General features: G+C 64.2%; 15 protein-coding genes. 7 read left to right on the top strand and 8 right to left on the bottom strand.

The genetic code is table 11. The features are described 5' to 3' along the window. Positions 1-22 precede the first annotated feature (22 nt). The 4 genes from XH85_RS28505 (at position 23) to XH85_RS28490 (ending at position 4,932) form a co-directional block, all read left to right on the top strand. Complete coding sequence (locus XH85_RS28505; RefSeq protein WP_128934468.1) at positions 23-1,951, top strand: potassium transporter Kup; 1,929 nt, start codon at positions 23-25, stop codon at positions 1,949-1,951. A gap of 347 nt (positions 1,952-2,298) precedes the next feature. After that, positions 2,299-2,625, top strand: coding sequence for a rhodanese-like domain-containing protein (locus tag XH85_RS28500; protein ID WP_026202463.1), 327 nt, complete (start codon positions 2,299-2,301; stop codon positions 2,623-2,625). A gap of 8 nt (positions 2,626-2,633) precedes the next feature. After that, positions 2,634-3,812, top strand: coding sequence for an aminotransferase (locus tag XH85_RS28495; RefSeq protein WP_128934466.1), 1,179 nt, complete (start codon positions 2,634-2,636; stop codon positions 3,810-3,812). A gap of 7 nt (positions 3,813-3,819) precedes the next feature. Next, on the top strand, positions 3,820-4,932 hold the full coding sequence (locus XH85_RS28490; RefSeq protein WP_128934465.1) for a polyamine ABC transporter substrate-binding protein: 1,113 nt from the start codon (positions 3,820-3,822) through the stop codon (positions 4,930-4,932). A 102-nt stretch (positions 4,933-5,034) separates the two neighbouring features. Here the strand turns inward: XH85_RS28490 and XH85_RS28485 are convergent, their stop codons facing one another. The 6 genes from XH85_RS28485 to XH85_RS28460 form a co-directional block, all read right to left on the bottom strand. Next, positions 5,035-5,967: a lipid A biosynthesis lauroyl acyltransferase gene (locus tag XH85_RS28485; protein ID WP_128934464.1), complete on the bottom strand. Its 933-nt coding sequence runs from the start codon at positions 5,965-5,967 to the stop codon at positions 5,035-5,037. A gap of 8 nt (positions 5,968-5,975) precedes the next feature. Next, the gene (locus tag XH85_RS28480) at positions 5,976-7,253 is read right to left on the bottom strand and encodes a beta-ketoacyl-ACP synthase (RefSeq protein ID WP_128934463.1); all 1,278 of its coding nucleotides are present in this window, start codon (positions 7,251-7,253) and stop codon (positions 5,976-5,978) included. A 17-nt stretch (positions 7,254-7,270) separates the two neighbouring features. Next, positions 7,271-8,476, bottom strand: a complete 1,206-nt coding sequence (locus XH85_RS28475) for a beta-ketoacyl-ACP synthase (RefSeq protein WP_128934462.1) — start codon at positions 8,474-8,476, stop codon at positions 7,271-7,273. Next, positions 8,473-8,943: a 3-hydroxyacyl-ACP dehydratase FabZ family protein gene (locus XH85_RS28470; RefSeq protein ID WP_091888665.1), complete on the bottom strand. Its 471-nt coding sequence runs from the start codon at positions 8,941-8,943 to the stop codon at positions 8,473-8,475. The genes XH85_RS28475 and XH85_RS28470 overlap by 4 nt, the downstream gene beginning before the upstream one ends. Positions 8,944-8,953: 10 nt before the next feature. After that, positions 8,954-9,241 (bottom strand): acyl carrier protein, encoded by a 288-nt coding sequence (locus XH85_RS28465; RefSeq protein WP_007592476.1) that lies wholly within the window; start codon positions 9,239-9,241, stop codon positions 8,954-8,956. 221 nt (positions 9,242-9,462) lie between these two features. Next, on the bottom strand, positions 9,463-9,801 hold the full coding sequence (locus XH85_RS28460; RefSeq protein ID WP_091888663.1) for a hypothetical protein: 339 nt from the start codon (positions 9,799-9,801) through the stop codon (positions 9,463-9,465). A gap of 312 nt (positions 9,802-10,113) precedes the next feature. Here XH85_RS28460 and XH85_RS28455 point away from each other — a divergent pair, with 312 nt between their 5' ends. From XH85_RS28455 to XH85_RS45420, 3 genes are all read left to right on the top strand, one after another. Beyond that, the gene (locus XH85_RS28455) at positions 10,114-10,737 is read left to right on the top strand and encodes a ParB-like protein (protein WP_128934461.1); all 624 of its coding nucleotides are present in this window, start codon (positions 10,114-10,116) and stop codon (positions 10,735-10,737) included. 143 nt (positions 10,738-10,880) lie between these two features. After that, complete coding sequence (locus tag XH85_RS45425; RefSeq protein ID WP_164934455.1) at positions 10,881-11,024, top strand: hypothetical protein; 144 nt, start codon at positions 10,881-10,883, stop codon at positions 11,022-11,024. 254 nt (positions 11,025-11,278) lie between these two features. Continuing rightward, positions 11,279-11,446, top strand: a complete 168-nt coding sequence (locus XH85_RS45420) for a hypothetical protein (RefSeq protein ID WP_164934456.1) — start codon at positions 11,279-11,281, stop codon at positions 11,444-11,446. A gap of 20 nt (positions 11,447-11,466) precedes the next feature. Here the strand turns inward: XH85_RS45420 and XH85_RS28450 are convergent, their stop codons facing one another. Then, on the bottom strand, positions 11,467-11,976 hold the full coding sequence (locus XH85_RS28450) for an MgtC/SapB family protein (protein WP_128934460.1): 510 nt from the start codon (positions 11,974-11,976) through the stop codon (positions 11,467-11,469). 328 nt (positions 11,977-12,304) lie between these two features. Further along, positions 12,305-14,044 carry an ATP-binding protein gene (locus XH85_RS28445; RefSeq protein ID WP_164939471.1) on the bottom strand — a complete coding sequence of 580 codons (1,740 nt, stop codon included), beginning with the start codon at positions 14,042-14,044 and terminating at the stop codon, positions 12,305-12,307. Positions 14,045-14,338: the final 294 nt, after the last annotated feature.

Below are 14,338 nucleotides of genomic sequence, written 5' to 3'. Positions count from 1 at the left end.
TTTGAGGCCATCGGGCTCTCCCATGACCAGTGACGTAGCAGTTCCCGCCCCGGAGACGGCGGCGGCCAACGGGCATGGCGACGCCCACACCACAGCCGGCTTCGGTGCGCTGACGCTTGGCAGCATCGGCGTCGTCTATGGCGATATCGGCACCAGCCCGCTCTACGCATTCCGCGAGGCGGTGATGGCCGCCTCGGGCGTGGAGGGGGTGCCGACGCCTGCGGCGGTGCTCGGCGTGCTCTCGCTGATCCTGTGGGCGCTCATCGTGGTGGTGACGCTCAAATACGTCGTGATCCTGCTCCGCGCCGACAACAATGGCGAGGGCGGCACGCTCGCGCTGATGGCACTGGCCCAGCGCGCGGTCGGCACGGGCGGGGCGACCATCGTCCTGCTCGGCATCATCTCCGGCGCCCTGTTCTACGGCGATGCCGTGATCACACCGGCGCTCTCGGTGCTGTCGGCGATCGAAGGCATGAAGGACGTCACCTTGACGTTCGAGCCTTACATCGTTCCGCTGACCGTCGTGATCCTGGTTTGTCTGTTCGCCGTGCAGTCACGCGGCACGGCGCGCGTTGCGGCCTTCTTCGGGCCGATCATGTGCGTCTGGTTCGCAGTCCTCGCGGCGGCGGCGATCCATCCGATTATCCAGCAGCCGCAAGTGCTGCTCGCGTTGAACCCCCTCTACGCCGTGTCATTCATGCTGCACCATGGCATCATCGGCTTCATCACGCTGGGTGCGGTGTTTCTGGCTGTGACCGGCGCCGAGGCGCTCTATGCCGACCTTGGTCATTTCGGCAAGCGGCCGATCCAGACCGCCTGGCTGTCGATCGTGCTGCCATCGCTGGCGCTGAATTATCTGGGGCAGGGCGCTCTCGTGCTCGGCGATCCCGGCGCGATCGTCAGCCCGTTCTTCCAGCTGTTTCCGCAAGGCTTTTTCCGCGGCAGCATGGTCGTGCTGGCCACCATGGCGACCGTGATCGCGAGCCAGGCGGTGATCACCGGCGCCTATTCGCTGACGCGCCAGGCGATCCAGCTCGGGCTGCTGCCACGCTTCGAAATTCGCCATACGTCGGAAGCCCATTCCGGCCAGATCTTCATCCCGCGCATCAACCAGTTGCTGCTGGTCGCGGTGGTGCTGCTTGTGCTCCTGTTCCGCTCCTCGAGCGCGCTGGCGTCGGCCTACGGCATCTCCGTCACCGGCACCATGGTGGTCACCGCGATGATGGGCTTTGTCGTGATCTGGAAGGTCTGGCGGTGGTCGCCGGTTGCGGCCGCCGCCCTGATTGTGCCGTTCCTGTTCCTTGACCTGACCTTCCTCGCCGCGAACTTGCTCAAGGTCTTCGAAGGCGGCTGGGTGCCCCTGGCGCTCGGCGCGCTCATGATCCTCCTGATGTATACGTGGCGGCGCGGCAGCCGGCTCCTGTTCGATAAGTCGCGCAAGCTCGAGTTCCCGCTTGCCGACCTTGTGGCAATGCTGGAGAAGCGGCCGCCCCAGCGCGTGCCCGGCACCGCGGTGTTCCTGACCTCGGACCCGCTCAGCGCGCCGACCGCGCTGATGCATAGTCTGAAACACTACAAGGTGCTGCACGAGAAGAACGTCATTCTCACCATCGAGACCGCCCAGACCCCGCGGATCGACCCGGCCGAGCGGGTGAGGCTGGAGCAGATCTCACCGACCTTCTCCAAGGTGACGCTGAAGTTCGGCTTCATGGAATCGCCCAACGTGCCGAAGGCGCTGGCGATCGCGCGCAAGCTCGGCTGGCAGTTCGACATCATGTCGACCTCGTTCTTCCTGTCGCGGAGGGCGCTGAAGCCCGCGGCGCATTCCGGCATGCCGCGCTGGCAGGACCGGCTGTTCATCTCGCTGAGCCGCTCGGCGAACGATGCCACCGACTATTTCCAGATCCCCTCAGGCCGCGTAGTCGAGGTCGGCACCCAGGTGACGATCTAGCGTCAAGCCCGCGCTCCGTCCGCCTCCACGGCTGTCATCGCCCGCGAAGGCGGGCGATCCAGTATTCCAGAGACAGTGCGAAGATACCGCGAGGCCGCGGCGTACTGGATTCCCCGCTTTCGCGGGGAATGACACCGAGTTTGATGATAGAGGTCACAGCTTAGGTAGGACCAAGACGGGACCTCCGGGCTTCATTCCGAAACCCGCACTTCAAGTCGCTGCGATTTAGCTTTAACTTGCGCCGCGTGGCTCAAGCCTTTGTAGCGCTTGATTTTCGCGTCCCGAGAGGCGAGGTTGCCCGCCGGCCGGGGGCGCCCCGGCATATGCCTGCGACGTTGGAGGATGATGTGGCAAATCAGGTACAGGATCTGACCCCGGACGAGGTCTCCAAGGGTGTCGCGGAAGGGCGCTATCTGCTTGTCGACGTCCGTGAGCCGAACGAGGTCGAGGCCGAGGCCTATCCCTACGGCGTCGTGGTTCCGCTCTCGACCTTCGATCCCAAGGCGATCCCCGATCCCCAAGGCAAGGACGTCGTGTTCGCCTGCCGCTCGGGCAAGCGCTCGGTGACGGCCTCGTTGGCCGCACAGGCGGCGGGCCTGCCTTACGACAAGCATCTGGCCGGCGGCATGCTGGGCTGGAAGGCGGCCGGTCTTCCCAGCAAGGTCGGTGGCTGACCCACCCGATGACCAAGAGCTCTTCGCTGAACAAGGTCTTCGCCGACCTTCCCGTCACCATCTTCGAGGCGATGTCGCAGGCTGCGCGCGACAATGCGGCCATCAATCTCGGCCAGGGCTTTCCCGACGATCCCGGCCCCGAGGACATCCGCCGCGCCGCGGCCGACGCCTCGCTGAACGGCTACAACCAGTACCCCTCGATGATGGGCCTGCCGGAGCTGCGCCAGGCGATCGCAACCCATTACGGGCATTGGCACGGGCTCAAGCTCGATCCGATGAGCGAGGTGATGGTGACCTCCGGCGGCACCGAGGCGCTGACCTCGGCGATCCTCGCGGTGGTCCAGCCCGGGGACGAGGTGGTCTGCTTCCAGCCGGTCTATGATTCCTATTTGCCGATCATCCGCCAGGCCGGCGGCATTCCGCGCCTGGTGCGACTCGAGCCGCCGCACTGGCGGCTGAATGAGGACATGCTGAAAAGCGTCTTCAATTCAAAGACCAAGGCGGTGCTGTTCAACAACCCCTTGAATCCCTCCGCGGTGGTGTATCCGCGCGAGGACCTCGAGCTGCTGGCGCGCTACTGCCAGGAGTTCGACGTCATCGCGATCTGCGACGAGGTCTGGGAGCACGTCACTTTCGACGAGCACAAGCACATCCCGCTGATCACCATCCCCGGCATGCGCGAGCGCACCATCAAGGTCGGCTCGGCCGGCAAGATCTTCTCGCTGACGGGCTGGAAGATCGGCTTCGTCTGCGCCGCGCCGCCGCTCTTGCGCGTCGCCGCCAAGGTGCACCAGTTCCTGACCTTCACCACCGCGCCGAACCTGCAGGCCGCCGTCGCCTACGGCCTCGGCAAATCCGACGATTACTTCCTGTCGATGCGCAAGGATCTGACGCGGAGCAGAGACCGTCTGACAAGGGGCCTCGAAAGCCTCGGCTTCCCCGTGCTGAAGTCGCAAGGCACCTACTTCCTCACCGTCGACCTGTCGCCGCTCGGACTCAACGAGAGCGACACCGAGTTCTGCTGGCGGATCGTCAGGGATTACAAGGTCGCGGCGATCCCGGTGTCGGCCTTCTACGAGCAGGACCCGGTGACATCCGTGGTCCGCTTCTGTTTTGCCAAGAAGGACAAGACGCTCGACACCGCACTGGAGCGGTTGTCGGACGCGGTGCGCGGCCGCAAGAGGTAGATTTGAGATGACGAACGTCGGCCGCTCCAGGCTTTGCCTCGGTCTCGCAGTCGCCGCAGCGCTGACGTTGCTCTCCGCTCCCGCCAAGGCCGAGGAGCGGGTCGTCAACTTCTACAACTGGTCCAACTACATGGCGCCGGATGTCCTTGAGGCCTTCACCAACGAGACAGGCATCAAGGTGGTCTACGACACGTTCGATGCCAACGAGACACTGGAAACACGCCTGATGGCCGGCAAGTCCGGCTACGACGTCGTGGTGCCCACCGCCTATTTCCTGCAGCGCCAGATCAAGGCCAACATCTTCCAGAAGCTCGACAAGTCGAAGCTGCCGAACCTCGCCAATGCCTGGCCGATGGTGACCAAGCATCTTGCGACCTACGATCCCGGCAATGTCTACGCCGCCAACTACATGTGGGGCACAACGGGCATCGGCTACAACGTCGCCAAGGTGAAGCAGATCCTGGGACCGGACGCGAAGATCGACAGCTGGGACATCGTCTTCAAGCCGGAGAACCTCGCCAAATTCAAAGACTGCGGTGTGCACATGCTCGACTCCGCCGACGACATCTTTCCGGCGGCGCTGAACTATCTCGGGCTCGATCCGAACTCGACCAAGCAGGCCGACCTCGAGAAGGCCGCCGAAATCGTCGCAAAAGTCCGCCCGTCCGTGCGCAAGTTTCACTCGTCCGAATACTTAAGCGCGCTCGCCACCGGCGAGATCTGCTTCGTGGTCGGCTGGTCCGGCGACATCATGCAGGCTCGCGCCCGCGCTGCGGAAGCCAAGAGCGGCATCGAGATCGGCTACACGATCCCGAAGGAGGGCGCGCAGATGTTTTTCGACAATCTTGCGATCCCCGCCGATGCCAAGAACGTCAATGAGGCCTACGCGCTGATCAACTATCTCTACCGGCCCGACGTCGCCGCCAAGAACTCGGACTTTTTGTCCTACTCTAACGGTAACCTCGCCAGCCAGAAGCTGGTCGATCCGAAGATCCTGAACGACAAGAACATCTATCCGGACGAGGCGACGCTCTCAAAACTGTTCGTCATCACGGCGCGCGAGCCGGCGACCCAGCGGATCATCAATAGGCTCTGGACCAGGGTGAAGACTGGGCGCTGAGCGGCACGTCCGTCATTGCGAGCGAAGCGAAGCAATCCAGAATTTCTCCGCTGGGGCACTCTGGATTGCTTCGTCGCTTCGCTCCTCGCAATGACGGTGCAACTACCGCCACCGCCGGTGCAGCCAGAGCCACTGCTCGGGATGCTCGCGCACCCAGCTCTCCACCACGCTCGTGATCGCCTGCGTCGTACCCTGGATGTCGATCTTGCCCTCAGTGTCGCGGACCGGCTTGATCTCCTCGGTCAGCTCGCCGCGAAAGCGGCCACCGGGCAGGCGTATGATGCGGACGCCGTGGATCGGGCATTCGATCTGGCGCAGCAGGCGGGCCAGCATCGGGTTGGCGCGGGTCTTGCGGCCGAAGAAGGTGACCTCGACGCCGGCGGTCAGATATTGGTCGATCAGCATCGCGACGTGCTTGCCGTCCTTCAGCGCCTGCGCAAGGCGCAAGGGCGCGTCGCGGCCGGCCGGGATCAGCGTGCCCATGTTGACCTGGCGCATCTCCTGGATGATGCGGTCGGCAGACGCAATGTTCGGCCGGCGGTAGAGGATCGCGGTATCCAGCTCGTGCGCGACGGCGGCAAGCGCCGGCAATTCCCAATTGGCCAGATGCGCTGCAAAGATCAGCGCCGGCTTGCCGTCGTCCCTGATCTGGTCGAACAGCTCGATGCTGCGTTGGGGAATCTCGATCCGACTCTTTTCCGGATGGTCGCGATCGTAGTCCCAGACCTGGTCGATATGGGCGAACTCGGCGCCGACGCGGCCGAGATTGTCCCAGACGCCCATCAGGATCTGTTCGATCTCCTCCGGCGATTTCTCCGGAAATGCCGCAGTGAGGTTGGCGCGGCCGATGCGATGCTCGCGCAGGCGCGGCCCGATCAGCTTCACGACGCGTGCGAAAAAGTCCGAAGTCTTGACCGGATCGAAATAGCGCGTGGTGCGCAGCAGGCCGACGGTGGCGGCGCCGATCAGGCTGCCGCCGATCGATTTGGCAGCCTCCCGCGCGCGGGCTTTCGTCCTCGCAGTCAGCAGCGCCATGCGTCCGGTCAGGCCGGTTCGCGGGTCAGGATCAGCGAGGCGTTCTGGCCGCCGAAGCCGAACGAGTTCGACATCACCGCAGTGACGCGGGCATCGCGCGCCTTGTTGCCGACGACGTTGAACAGGATCGTGGGATCCGGGGTCTCGTAGTTGATCGTCGGCGGAATGCGCTGATGCTCGAGCGTGAGCAGCGAGAAGATCGCCTCCACCGCGCCGGCGGCCGAGATGGTGTGGCCGACCATCGACTTGTTGGAGGTGACCGGAATCTTCTGCGCGAGCTCGCCGAACACGGCCGATGTCGTGTTGAACTCCATCTTGTCGTTTTCAGGCGTCGAGGTGCCGTGCGCGTTGATGTGGTCGATCTGGTCCGGCGTCATGCCGGCATCGGCCAGCGTCTTGTTCATGCAGCCGATGATCGGCTTGCCGTCGGGCGAGGAGCGGGTGCGATGGAAGGAATCGGTGAGCTCGCCGCAGCCGGCGATCACGCCGAGGATCTTTGCGCCGCGCGCAGTCGCCGCCTCGTAGCTTTCGAGCACCAGGGCGCCGGCCCCTTCCGCCATCACAAAACCATCGCGGTTCTTGGAAAAGGGGCGGGAGGCCGCCTGCGGCGGATCGTTCTGGGTCGACAGCGCCGAAAGCAGCGAGAAGCGCACCAGCGCTTCCGGGTTCACGGTGCCGTCGGTCGCGACGCACAGCGCGGCGTCTGTCTCGCCGCGGCGGATCGCCTCGACGCCGAGCTGGATCGAGGTCGCGCCCGAGGCGCAGGCCGTCGACAGCGAGATCGGCGAGCCCTTGGTGCCGAACGTCTCGGCGAGATGCGCGGCGACAGACCCGAACATGAAGCGATGATGGTAGGCGCTGTACTTGCCGCCGCCGGAAATGCGCAGCAGATCGTCATAGGTGATGTCGAGCTGGCCGACGGCGCGACCGAGTTCGCGACGTTGCGGCCATTCGACCTCGACCGGTGCAACCGCGAGGAAGAGGGGACCAGGGAAATCCGCCTTGGCGCCGATGCCGGCCTGCTCAAGCGCTTCCTCCGTCACCAGCTCGGCCATCCGCTCCGAGAGCGCGGTGGAGGAGAACGGATCGACGCTGACGAAATCCACCGTACCGGCCATCGTGGTCCTGAGGCCGTCGATCGGAAAGCGCGTGATGGTGCGAATACCGGATTCGCCGGCGACCAGCTTCGCCCAATTGTCGGCCTTGCCGGCGCCGAGCGAGGTCATGATGCCCATGCCGGTGACGACGACGACGGGACGCCCGAATTTGTCGCGTGGTGCAGTCATGTCGTTCCCCGCTTCAGCTAGCTCACCGCCTCGACCAGCGCCATGCCTTCGCCGCGCCAGTGTCCGGCCCCTACCACCACGATCTGGGTGGGTGCGCCAAGCATTTCAATCTCGGTCCCCGTCGAATCATTCGGCGGGAACAGCGCGCCGCGCGAGATTGACAGTGCGGCGAGGGCAATGCCGAGCGGGAATTGCGTTTCCATGGTGTGGCCGAACATCGTGCCGGTCGAGCGCACCGGGAGATCGGTATGGCTCTTCAGGAAGCTGCGCTCTTCCGAGGTCGCGGGCTCGGCGCCGGTCGCGCCCGATATGATCGCGCCCTTGCCCGCGCGCTTGGGCAGCTTTTCCCAAAGCTTCTCCAGCGTCGCAGTCATGTCGCCACCCTGCTTGCGCCGGGCGAGGTCGGCAACGACGCTCGACAGCTTCGCGAACGGCTTGGCGCCGCGCGCCTCTGCATGCGCCCGCGATTCCAGCACCAGAAAGGCGCCGGCCGAACCGAGCGCGAAGCCGGGATGCTCCTTGCGTGCCCAGACGGGCGCGAACTTGTCCTTCAGGTTGAAGTCGCCGAATTCGTAGAGAACCAGCAGGTCCTTGCGCTCGCCATTGTGCGAGCCGCCGACGAGCGCGATGTCGCTCTCGCCCGAGGCAATGCGCGCGAGCGCAATGCGGGCGGCATCGGCGCCGGCGACCTCTTCACCCATGAAGGTGCGCGAGGTGCCGCCGAGGCCATGAACGATGGCGATGTTGCCGGCGAGCAGGTTGGAAAGCTGGGCCAGGAACAGGGTGGGGCGCAGATCGCTCATCAGCCGCTCGTTGAGGAAGCCGGACGCGTTGGCGCCCTTGGCCTCGGCCGTAAGCACGCCGGTGTCGACGTTGAGGTCGCGTTCGCCGCCGCCTGCGGCGATCACCATGTCGATCTTCGACAGGATGTCCTTGTTGCCCTTGATCCCGGCGGAGTCGAGCGCAAGGCCCGCGGCATAGGTGCCGATACGCTGCCAGGCTTCCATCTGCCGCTGGTCGCCCTTCTTCGGAATCTGGCTGTCGAAAGAGACCGGCATCAAGGGATGCACGATGTAGGGCGCAAATCCCTTCTCGTCGACATTGATGCGCTTCTCCTGGAGCGCGGCCCAGTTGGCGTCGAGCCCTTCGCCGAGCGAGGTGGCAAGGCCAATGCCGGTGATCCAGACTTCCGTCTGGGCGGGCTTCGAAGCAGTCTCAGTCATGGCGATACAGTCTGTTGCGGAAAGCCGATGCGCTTGGCGAACGCGTCCATGTAGCCGCGCATATCCGCATTGGGGAAGGGGATCAGCGTGAAGGTGAGTGCCGAGTTTGCGCGTAGCTTGCCGCCGACCCTGATCTTGGCTTCGGTCATGGCATAGCCCGAGCCTTCATGGGTAAGGCTCGCTTCGATGCTCATGAGATCGCCCGGGTAGACCGAACCGCGGACCTTGGCCTCCTTCACGGCGGCCAGGATCGGCATGCGCTCGAACTTGAACACGCCGAGCTGAAGCCAGCCGGAGGCTTGCGCCATCGATTCGATCAGGAGCACGCCGGGCATCAAGGGATAGCCCGGGAAGTGCCCCTCGAAGACGGTGCTCTCCTTCGGGACTTGGGCTTCGACAACGATCGTCTTCTCGTCGACCTTGAGGTCGACGATCCGATCGATCATGTGAAAGTATTCGAGTTGCATGGCCGCGCGCTTAGGCGCTCGCGCCCTTGGCCGCGACGAGCTCGTCGATGCGCGCGCACAGGTTCTTCAGCACGAAATACTGCTCAGTGGTCGCCTTGCCGTCGTTGACCTCCTGGGTCCACTTTTCCAACGGCAGCTTGATGCCGAACTGCTTGTCGATCGCGAAGGCGATATCAAGGAAATCGAGGCTGTCGATGCCGAGATCATCGATGGCATGACTATCCGGCGTGATCGTGTCGCGCGGGATGTCGCAGGTTTCAGCGATGATCGTGGCGACCTGATCGAATGTGGAAGACATCACTAAGCCTTTGATATATTGCAGGTATTTGTCAGATTTCCAGAGTGGCGCGGTGGGTGGGCATCGCGCCCCTGATGACGCCCTCAAACCCCCCTCTGGCCGGGTCGAAAGCCCGTATATCGGAGCGCCGCCTTGAGTTCAATGGAGCCGGGCAGGCGAGCAGACAGGGCTGGGGATGCCCGCCACAGCCCGTCCGCCGAGGGACGGGCGGCGAGCCGGGCCTAGATATGCGGCGTCGTGATCTTGACGCAGTCGCGGCGGCCCATCAGCACGCAATCCTGGGTCCGGCGCAGGTCGGCGATGCTCACGGCGAGCCAGATCCCGATCGCGGTCAGCGCGATGGTGAAGGCGAGCGCCGCGATATTGGCGAGCATGCGGTGGCGGAAATCGTCCGGTTCGGTGCGGGGCTGCTCGTAGCGGGTCAGGTCGAGTGGCTCGGGTGCGCGCAATTGCTGCACGGTGCCGTTGCCCCGGCGAACCACCGGGGAAGGCGAGGTGCGCGGCCTGAACTGGAGCACCCGGTGCTCGTCATCTGAGCTTATGGGCCGCTGGGTTGTCATGGGGCGGGGGATCACTCCGAAGCAGCGATTTTTAGATAGCACACAGGACGAACCTGTTGCAGAAAATCTTCTCAACGCGTAGCTGCATTTCCTGTTCGCACTATTCTGCATAGGCGCTGTCAAAAAGCCGGCCGCGACGCGGTCAGGAATGCGCGGATTGCGTTGCAACAACGGCCGCGGAGCTCATGCCCGCGTCCACATCGGCTTGTGATCTCCGCCTGCAGCCCGACGCATTTTGCCTCCCCACGGACCATGGCATAGTCCATGGAACCTGTTTCCACCCATTTGCAACCATGAAGGGACCGTTCGACTATGACCAATACGCGCGAGCCGAGAGTGCATCCGGTCCCGATCCTGTCGCTTCGGCCGACGCAGATGACGGTCGGCATGCGCGAGGTCAAGGAGAAGCGCAAGCGCTGGCGCCAGCGCGACAGCAAGAAGCAGGCCGACCTGCTCGGCAAGCACATGATCCCCGTCGTCTACGGTCCGGACCTGCGCTATTACGTGATCGACCATCATCATCTCGGCCGCGCGCTGCATGACGAGGGCGTCAAGGACGTGCTGGTGACCATCGTTGGCGACCTCAGAATGGTCGAGCGCGAGGCCTTCTGGGGCGTCATGGACAACAAGCGCTGGGTCTATCCCTACGACGCCAAGGGCGAAAGGCGGCCGTTCCGTGACCTGCCGAAATCGGTGGCCGACCTCAAGGATGACCCGTTCCGCAGCCTCGCCGGCGAGCTCCGCCGCATCGGCGGCTTCGCCAAGGATACGACGCCGTTCTCCGAATTCCTGTGGGCCGACTATCTGCGCCGAAAACTCTCGCGCAAGGTGATCGATGCCGATTTCGACAAGGCGCTCGAGAAGGCCCTGTCCTCGGCTAGAAGCAGGGATGCGATCTATTTGCCCGGCTGGTGCGGGCCGGCGGACGATGATTAGGCGCGCATCTGTACCACATGCGGTACCGCAATCCGGACCTCATCACAGCCTCTTGAGCGAAATCATTTTCCGTCCGCATGAAGCGCTCCTGAAACAGAGCCGTCCCATCTTTTGGGGCAATCGGGCTCACACAGGAGGCAGGAATGCGCCGTCTGTTTTTCGCTGTTGCCTTGCTCGCCCTCGCGTCAGCAGGGGTTTCGGCCTCGTTTGCCGCAGTTCACCACGCCAAGACATTGACGTTCGCCGAGCGCTTTGCTCCGGCACTCGAGTTGATGGCCAAGCACTAGCGGCATAGCGCTTGGCAGCCGCACGCAACGCATCGGTCGCGCGATCAGTTCGGGCCTTGCGCGCCGGAGAGCGGCGGCGAGCTGCATCCGTGGGTTCTCAGGTCCTGCGTCCTGATGGCGCGCAGGTCCTTGATATGTCGCAAATCCTGTCTGGCGCAGGCCGCTAGGGTTACGATGCATGAGGGGCGAACACGCATTGTGTCCAATGCGCAAGGCTAGTGGGCTCCGGATCATGCCGACCCGGAGACGCGGCGATGAGCCTGATCCTTCGCATTCTGTTTGTTGTCGCCGGAGCCATCACCGCGCTATTCGTCGCGCGGGATGCGCTGAACTTCACCATCATCCAGACCTTCGTCGCCATCCTGCTCGTGACCGCCGTCCTTCTCGCCGGGAGTCTCTGGAGCCTGCGGCGCAAGACCTGAGCTGCGCGGAGAGCGCGAGGTTAGCCGGACCCGCCTAGGCGCTGCTCAGGCCCCTGCTCTGAGGCCGCTTCGTGCGACTCGTCCTTGCCACCGAGGATCCGGTGCAGCCAGCTCTCTACGCGGCGGCCGACCGTCAGCAGAACGAAGGCGAGCGCCAGAGCGGCTGCGACGATCTTCCATTGTCCGGCGCCGCAGATAATGCCGAGGCAGGCGGCGAGGAACGTGCAGGCCGCACTGGTCAGGCCGCTCACGCGAAAACCTTTGCTCTCGTGGACAATGACGCCAGCACCGAGGAAGCCGATCCCCGTCAGGATGCCCTGGATCACCCGACTTGCCGCATCGTTGATCCTGCCGGGCTCGGCGAACTCGACGGCGAGCAGCACGACGGCCGCGGTGGAGAGCCCGACGATGCCGAGTGTCTTCAGTCCGATCGGCTTACCTTGCAGGTCGCGGTTCAGGCCGATCGCGCCGCCGGCGAGCGTGGCGCTGCCGAGACGCAGCAGGATTTCGAGCCAGTCGAGTTCGGTCATAGCCTGTCGATCACTTCTTCGGCAGTCGTCCCCCGTTCGGTCGCATGCCCGTGAAATTCGCCAGCCGGTACGACAGCGCGGCTTGGGCCGGCAAACATAATCGATGCGGGCGGCCGTCTCAACGTGCCACATCCTGGCTGTCATCGCCCGACCTCGGGCGATCCAGTATTCCAGAGGCCGGCGTGATTGAACCGAGAAGCTGCGCCGTACTGGATGCCCGCCTGCCGCCTACGCTAAAGCTTCGGCGCCCCTAGACCACAACCTCGGCGAAGCCTTGGCGTAGCCGGGTCGCGGGGCATGACAGTGTGCTTGAAGCGCGAGCGCGCCCTTACCGCAACGGCTTCTTCAATAGCGAGAAGCGGTCGGGGTCGAGGCCCATCGAGGGTTGCAGCATCGGGGCTTCGAGGCTGGACATCGTCTTGGCAGGCGGTGCCGCGAACACCGGATCGTTCGGCACGTCGCGCTGCGAGGTGGCGCCGCGCCAGCGTTCGAGCACGGCGCTGACGAAATGCATGTCGTGACCGGAGGTGACCGAGGGCACGCTCGAGATGGTGGCTTCGCCGCGCGGCAATTGATGCGGCGGCACCTCCTTGAAGCGCAGTCGCGTCGGCAGCGCGACGCCTTCGCCGAACGCCAGCACCTCGCGGGTGCCGAGCGAGGGCACGAAGGACAAAAGGTTCGCGGCCGCGTCCGACACGGCGGCGCGGAGCAGCGCCTGGTCGCGGTCGTTGGCAAGACGCATCGTGAACAGCGTGTTGCACTGGGAGATGATGGTGGCGTCGAGCTCTGCGGGGCGCTGCGTGATGAGGCCGAGATAGACGCCGTATTTGCGGCCCTCCTTGGCGATGCGCGACACCGCCTTGCGGGTCGGGCCGAAGCCGATGTTGCGGTCGGCGGAGGCGTAGCGGTGCGCTTCCTCGCAGACGAACAGCAGCGGCGAGACGCCGTCGCTCCACAGGCCGAAATCAAAGGCCATCCGGCACAGCACCGAGACGACGGAGTCGATGACCTCGGCCGGGAAGCCGGCGAGCTGCATCACCGTCATCGGCTTGCCGTTGGCCGGCAGGCGGAACAAATGGCTGATCACCTCCGCCATGGTGTCGCCGCCGACATTGGCGTTGTCGAACATGAAGGCGTAGCGCGGGTCGTTGCGGACGGCCTCGATGCGCGAGATCAGCTTATGATAGATGATGCGCGACGAGCGGTTCTCGAGCTTGCCCATGCGCTCGTCGATCAGCGACAGCAGGTCGACCAGGCGATAGGGCACCGGCGTGTCGACGGTGTAGCCGATCTGCTTGGGATCGATGCGCTTGAGACCGATGCGGTCGGCGTTCTGGTACTGGGTGTAGACGCCCTTGGCGAGCGGGATCACCTCGGCGAGGATGTCGAGCTCCTCGGGCACGCCGGCGCGACCGCCGAACAGCACGTCGACGATTTCCTCGAAGTTGAACAGCCAGAACGGCAGCTTCAGGTTTCGTGGGTTGAGCACCAGCGCGCGATCGCCGAAGCAGCGGCCATATTCGTTGTGCACGTCGAGCAGGAAGATGCGCAGGTTCGGGCGCGCCTTCAGGATCTCGTTGAGCAGGAGCGAGACGCCGGTCGATTTGCCGACGCCGGTCGATCCAAGCACCGCGAAGTGCTTGGACAGCATTTCCTCGACGTCGACATAGGCGACGACCGAGCGGTCCTGCTGGAGGAAGCCGACATTGATTTGGTCCGACCCGGTCGGCGCGTAGATCGTGCGCAGCTCCTGGCTCGTGATGAGGTCAACGGCATCGCCGATGGTCGGATAGTTGGTCACGCCGCGCTGGAATTTGGCCTTGTCGGCGGCATTGAGGATCTCGCCGAGCAGGTCGACCGAGGCGATCGCGATGTAATTGTCGGTGCTCGATAGGTTTTCGCAGGAGACCTCGGTGATCATCGCGACGATGACCGAACTGGCGCAGCGTATACTGACGAAACGGCCGACGGTCGCCCGAACCTCCGAGATCGGCATCCGGCCTTCCGCCAGAAGCCCGACCCGGGCGAGCGATCCGCGAACCGAAATCACGCGTCCAAAGGATGTCACGATCAATGAACCTGGCAAGAGCAAGGGATTTGATCCGGACTATGCGTGGCCGTCGCTGCACAAACGGTTAAGCCGCAGGCGCGGCCGCTTCGTTAAATCCGCCGTAATTCGGTCGGGAGCCGTGTCGCCAATACATAGTTATGGGCGGAATCGTCGGGAAAAATGCTGCAATTTCTAAGTCCGTTGGGGTGGCGCGGCGGTCTTAGGGAATATTTTACCATTCGGGCATCAGGCGCGACGCGCGGGGAACAATTGTCATCCTGCACGTCGGGTCATCCGGTTCGACTCAGATTT

The sequence above is a fragment of the Bradyrhizobium zhanjiangense genome (assembly GCF_004114935.1).
In the GTDB taxonomy this organism is placed as follows: domain Bacteria; phylum Pseudomonadota; class Alphaproteobacteria; order Rhizobiales; family Xanthobacteraceae; genus Bradyrhizobium; species Bradyrhizobium zhanjiangense.
The sequence above is the reverse complement of the archived record's forward strand: the minus strand, read 5'-3'. Positions and strand labels throughout refer to the sequence as shown.

What these genes read in the sequence shown, in the direction of transcription:
- XH85_RS28505 (WP_128934468.1), top strand. Translation starts at nt 23, where the DNA reads ATGACCAGTGACGTAGCAGTTCCCGCCCCGGAGACGGCGGCGGCCAAC.
- XH85_RS28495 (WP_128934466.1), top strand. Translation starts at nt 2,634, where the DNA reads ATGACCAAGAGCTCTTCGCTGAACAAGGTCTTCGCCGACCTTCCCGTC.
- XH85_RS28490 (WP_128934465.1), top strand. Translation starts at nt 3,820, where the DNA reads ATGACGAACGTCGGCCGCTCCAGGCTTTGCCTCGGTCTCGCAGTCGCC.
- XH85_RS28485 (WP_128934464.1), bottom strand. Translation starts at nt 5,967, where the DNA reads ATGGCGCTGCTGACTGCGAGGACGAAAGCCCGCGCGCGGGAGGCTGCC.
- XH85_RS28480 (WP_128934463.1), bottom strand. Translation starts at nt 7,253, where the DNA reads ATGACTGCACCACGCGACAAATTCGGGCGTCCCGTCGTCGTCGTCACC.
- XH85_RS28475 (WP_128934462.1), bottom strand. Translation starts at nt 8,476, where the DNA reads ATGACTGAGACTGCTTCGAAGCCCGCCCAGACGGAAGTCTGGATCACC.
- XH85_RS28470 (WP_091888665.1), bottom strand. Translation starts at nt 8,943, where the DNA reads ATGCAACTCGAATACTTTCACATGATCGATCGGATCGTCGACCTCAAG.
- XH85_RS28465 (WP_007592476.1), bottom strand. Translation starts at nt 9,241, where the DNA reads ATGTCTTCCACATTCGATCAGGTCGCCACGATCATCGCTGAAACCTGC.
- XH85_RS28460 (WP_091888663.1), bottom strand. Translation starts at nt 9,801, where the DNA reads ATGACAACCCAGCGGCCCATAAGCTCAGATGACGAGCACCGGGTGCTC.
- XH85_RS28455 (WP_128934461.1), top strand. Translation starts at nt 10,114, where the DNA reads ATGACCAATACGCGCGAGCCGAGAGTGCATCCGGTCCCGATCCTGTCG.
- XH85_RS45425 (WP_164934455.1), top strand. Translation starts at nt 10,881, where the DNA reads ATGCGCCGTCTGTTTTTCGCTGTTGCCTTGCTCGCCCTCGCGTCAGCA.
- XH85_RS45420 (WP_164934456.1), top strand. Translation starts at nt 11,279, where the DNA reads ATGAGCCTGATCCTTCGCATTCTGTTTGTTGTCGCCGGAGCCATCACC.
- XH85_RS28450 (WP_128934460.1), bottom strand. Translation starts at nt 11,976, where the DNA reads ATGACCGAACTCGACTGGCTCGAAATCCTGCTGCGTCTCGGCAGCGCC.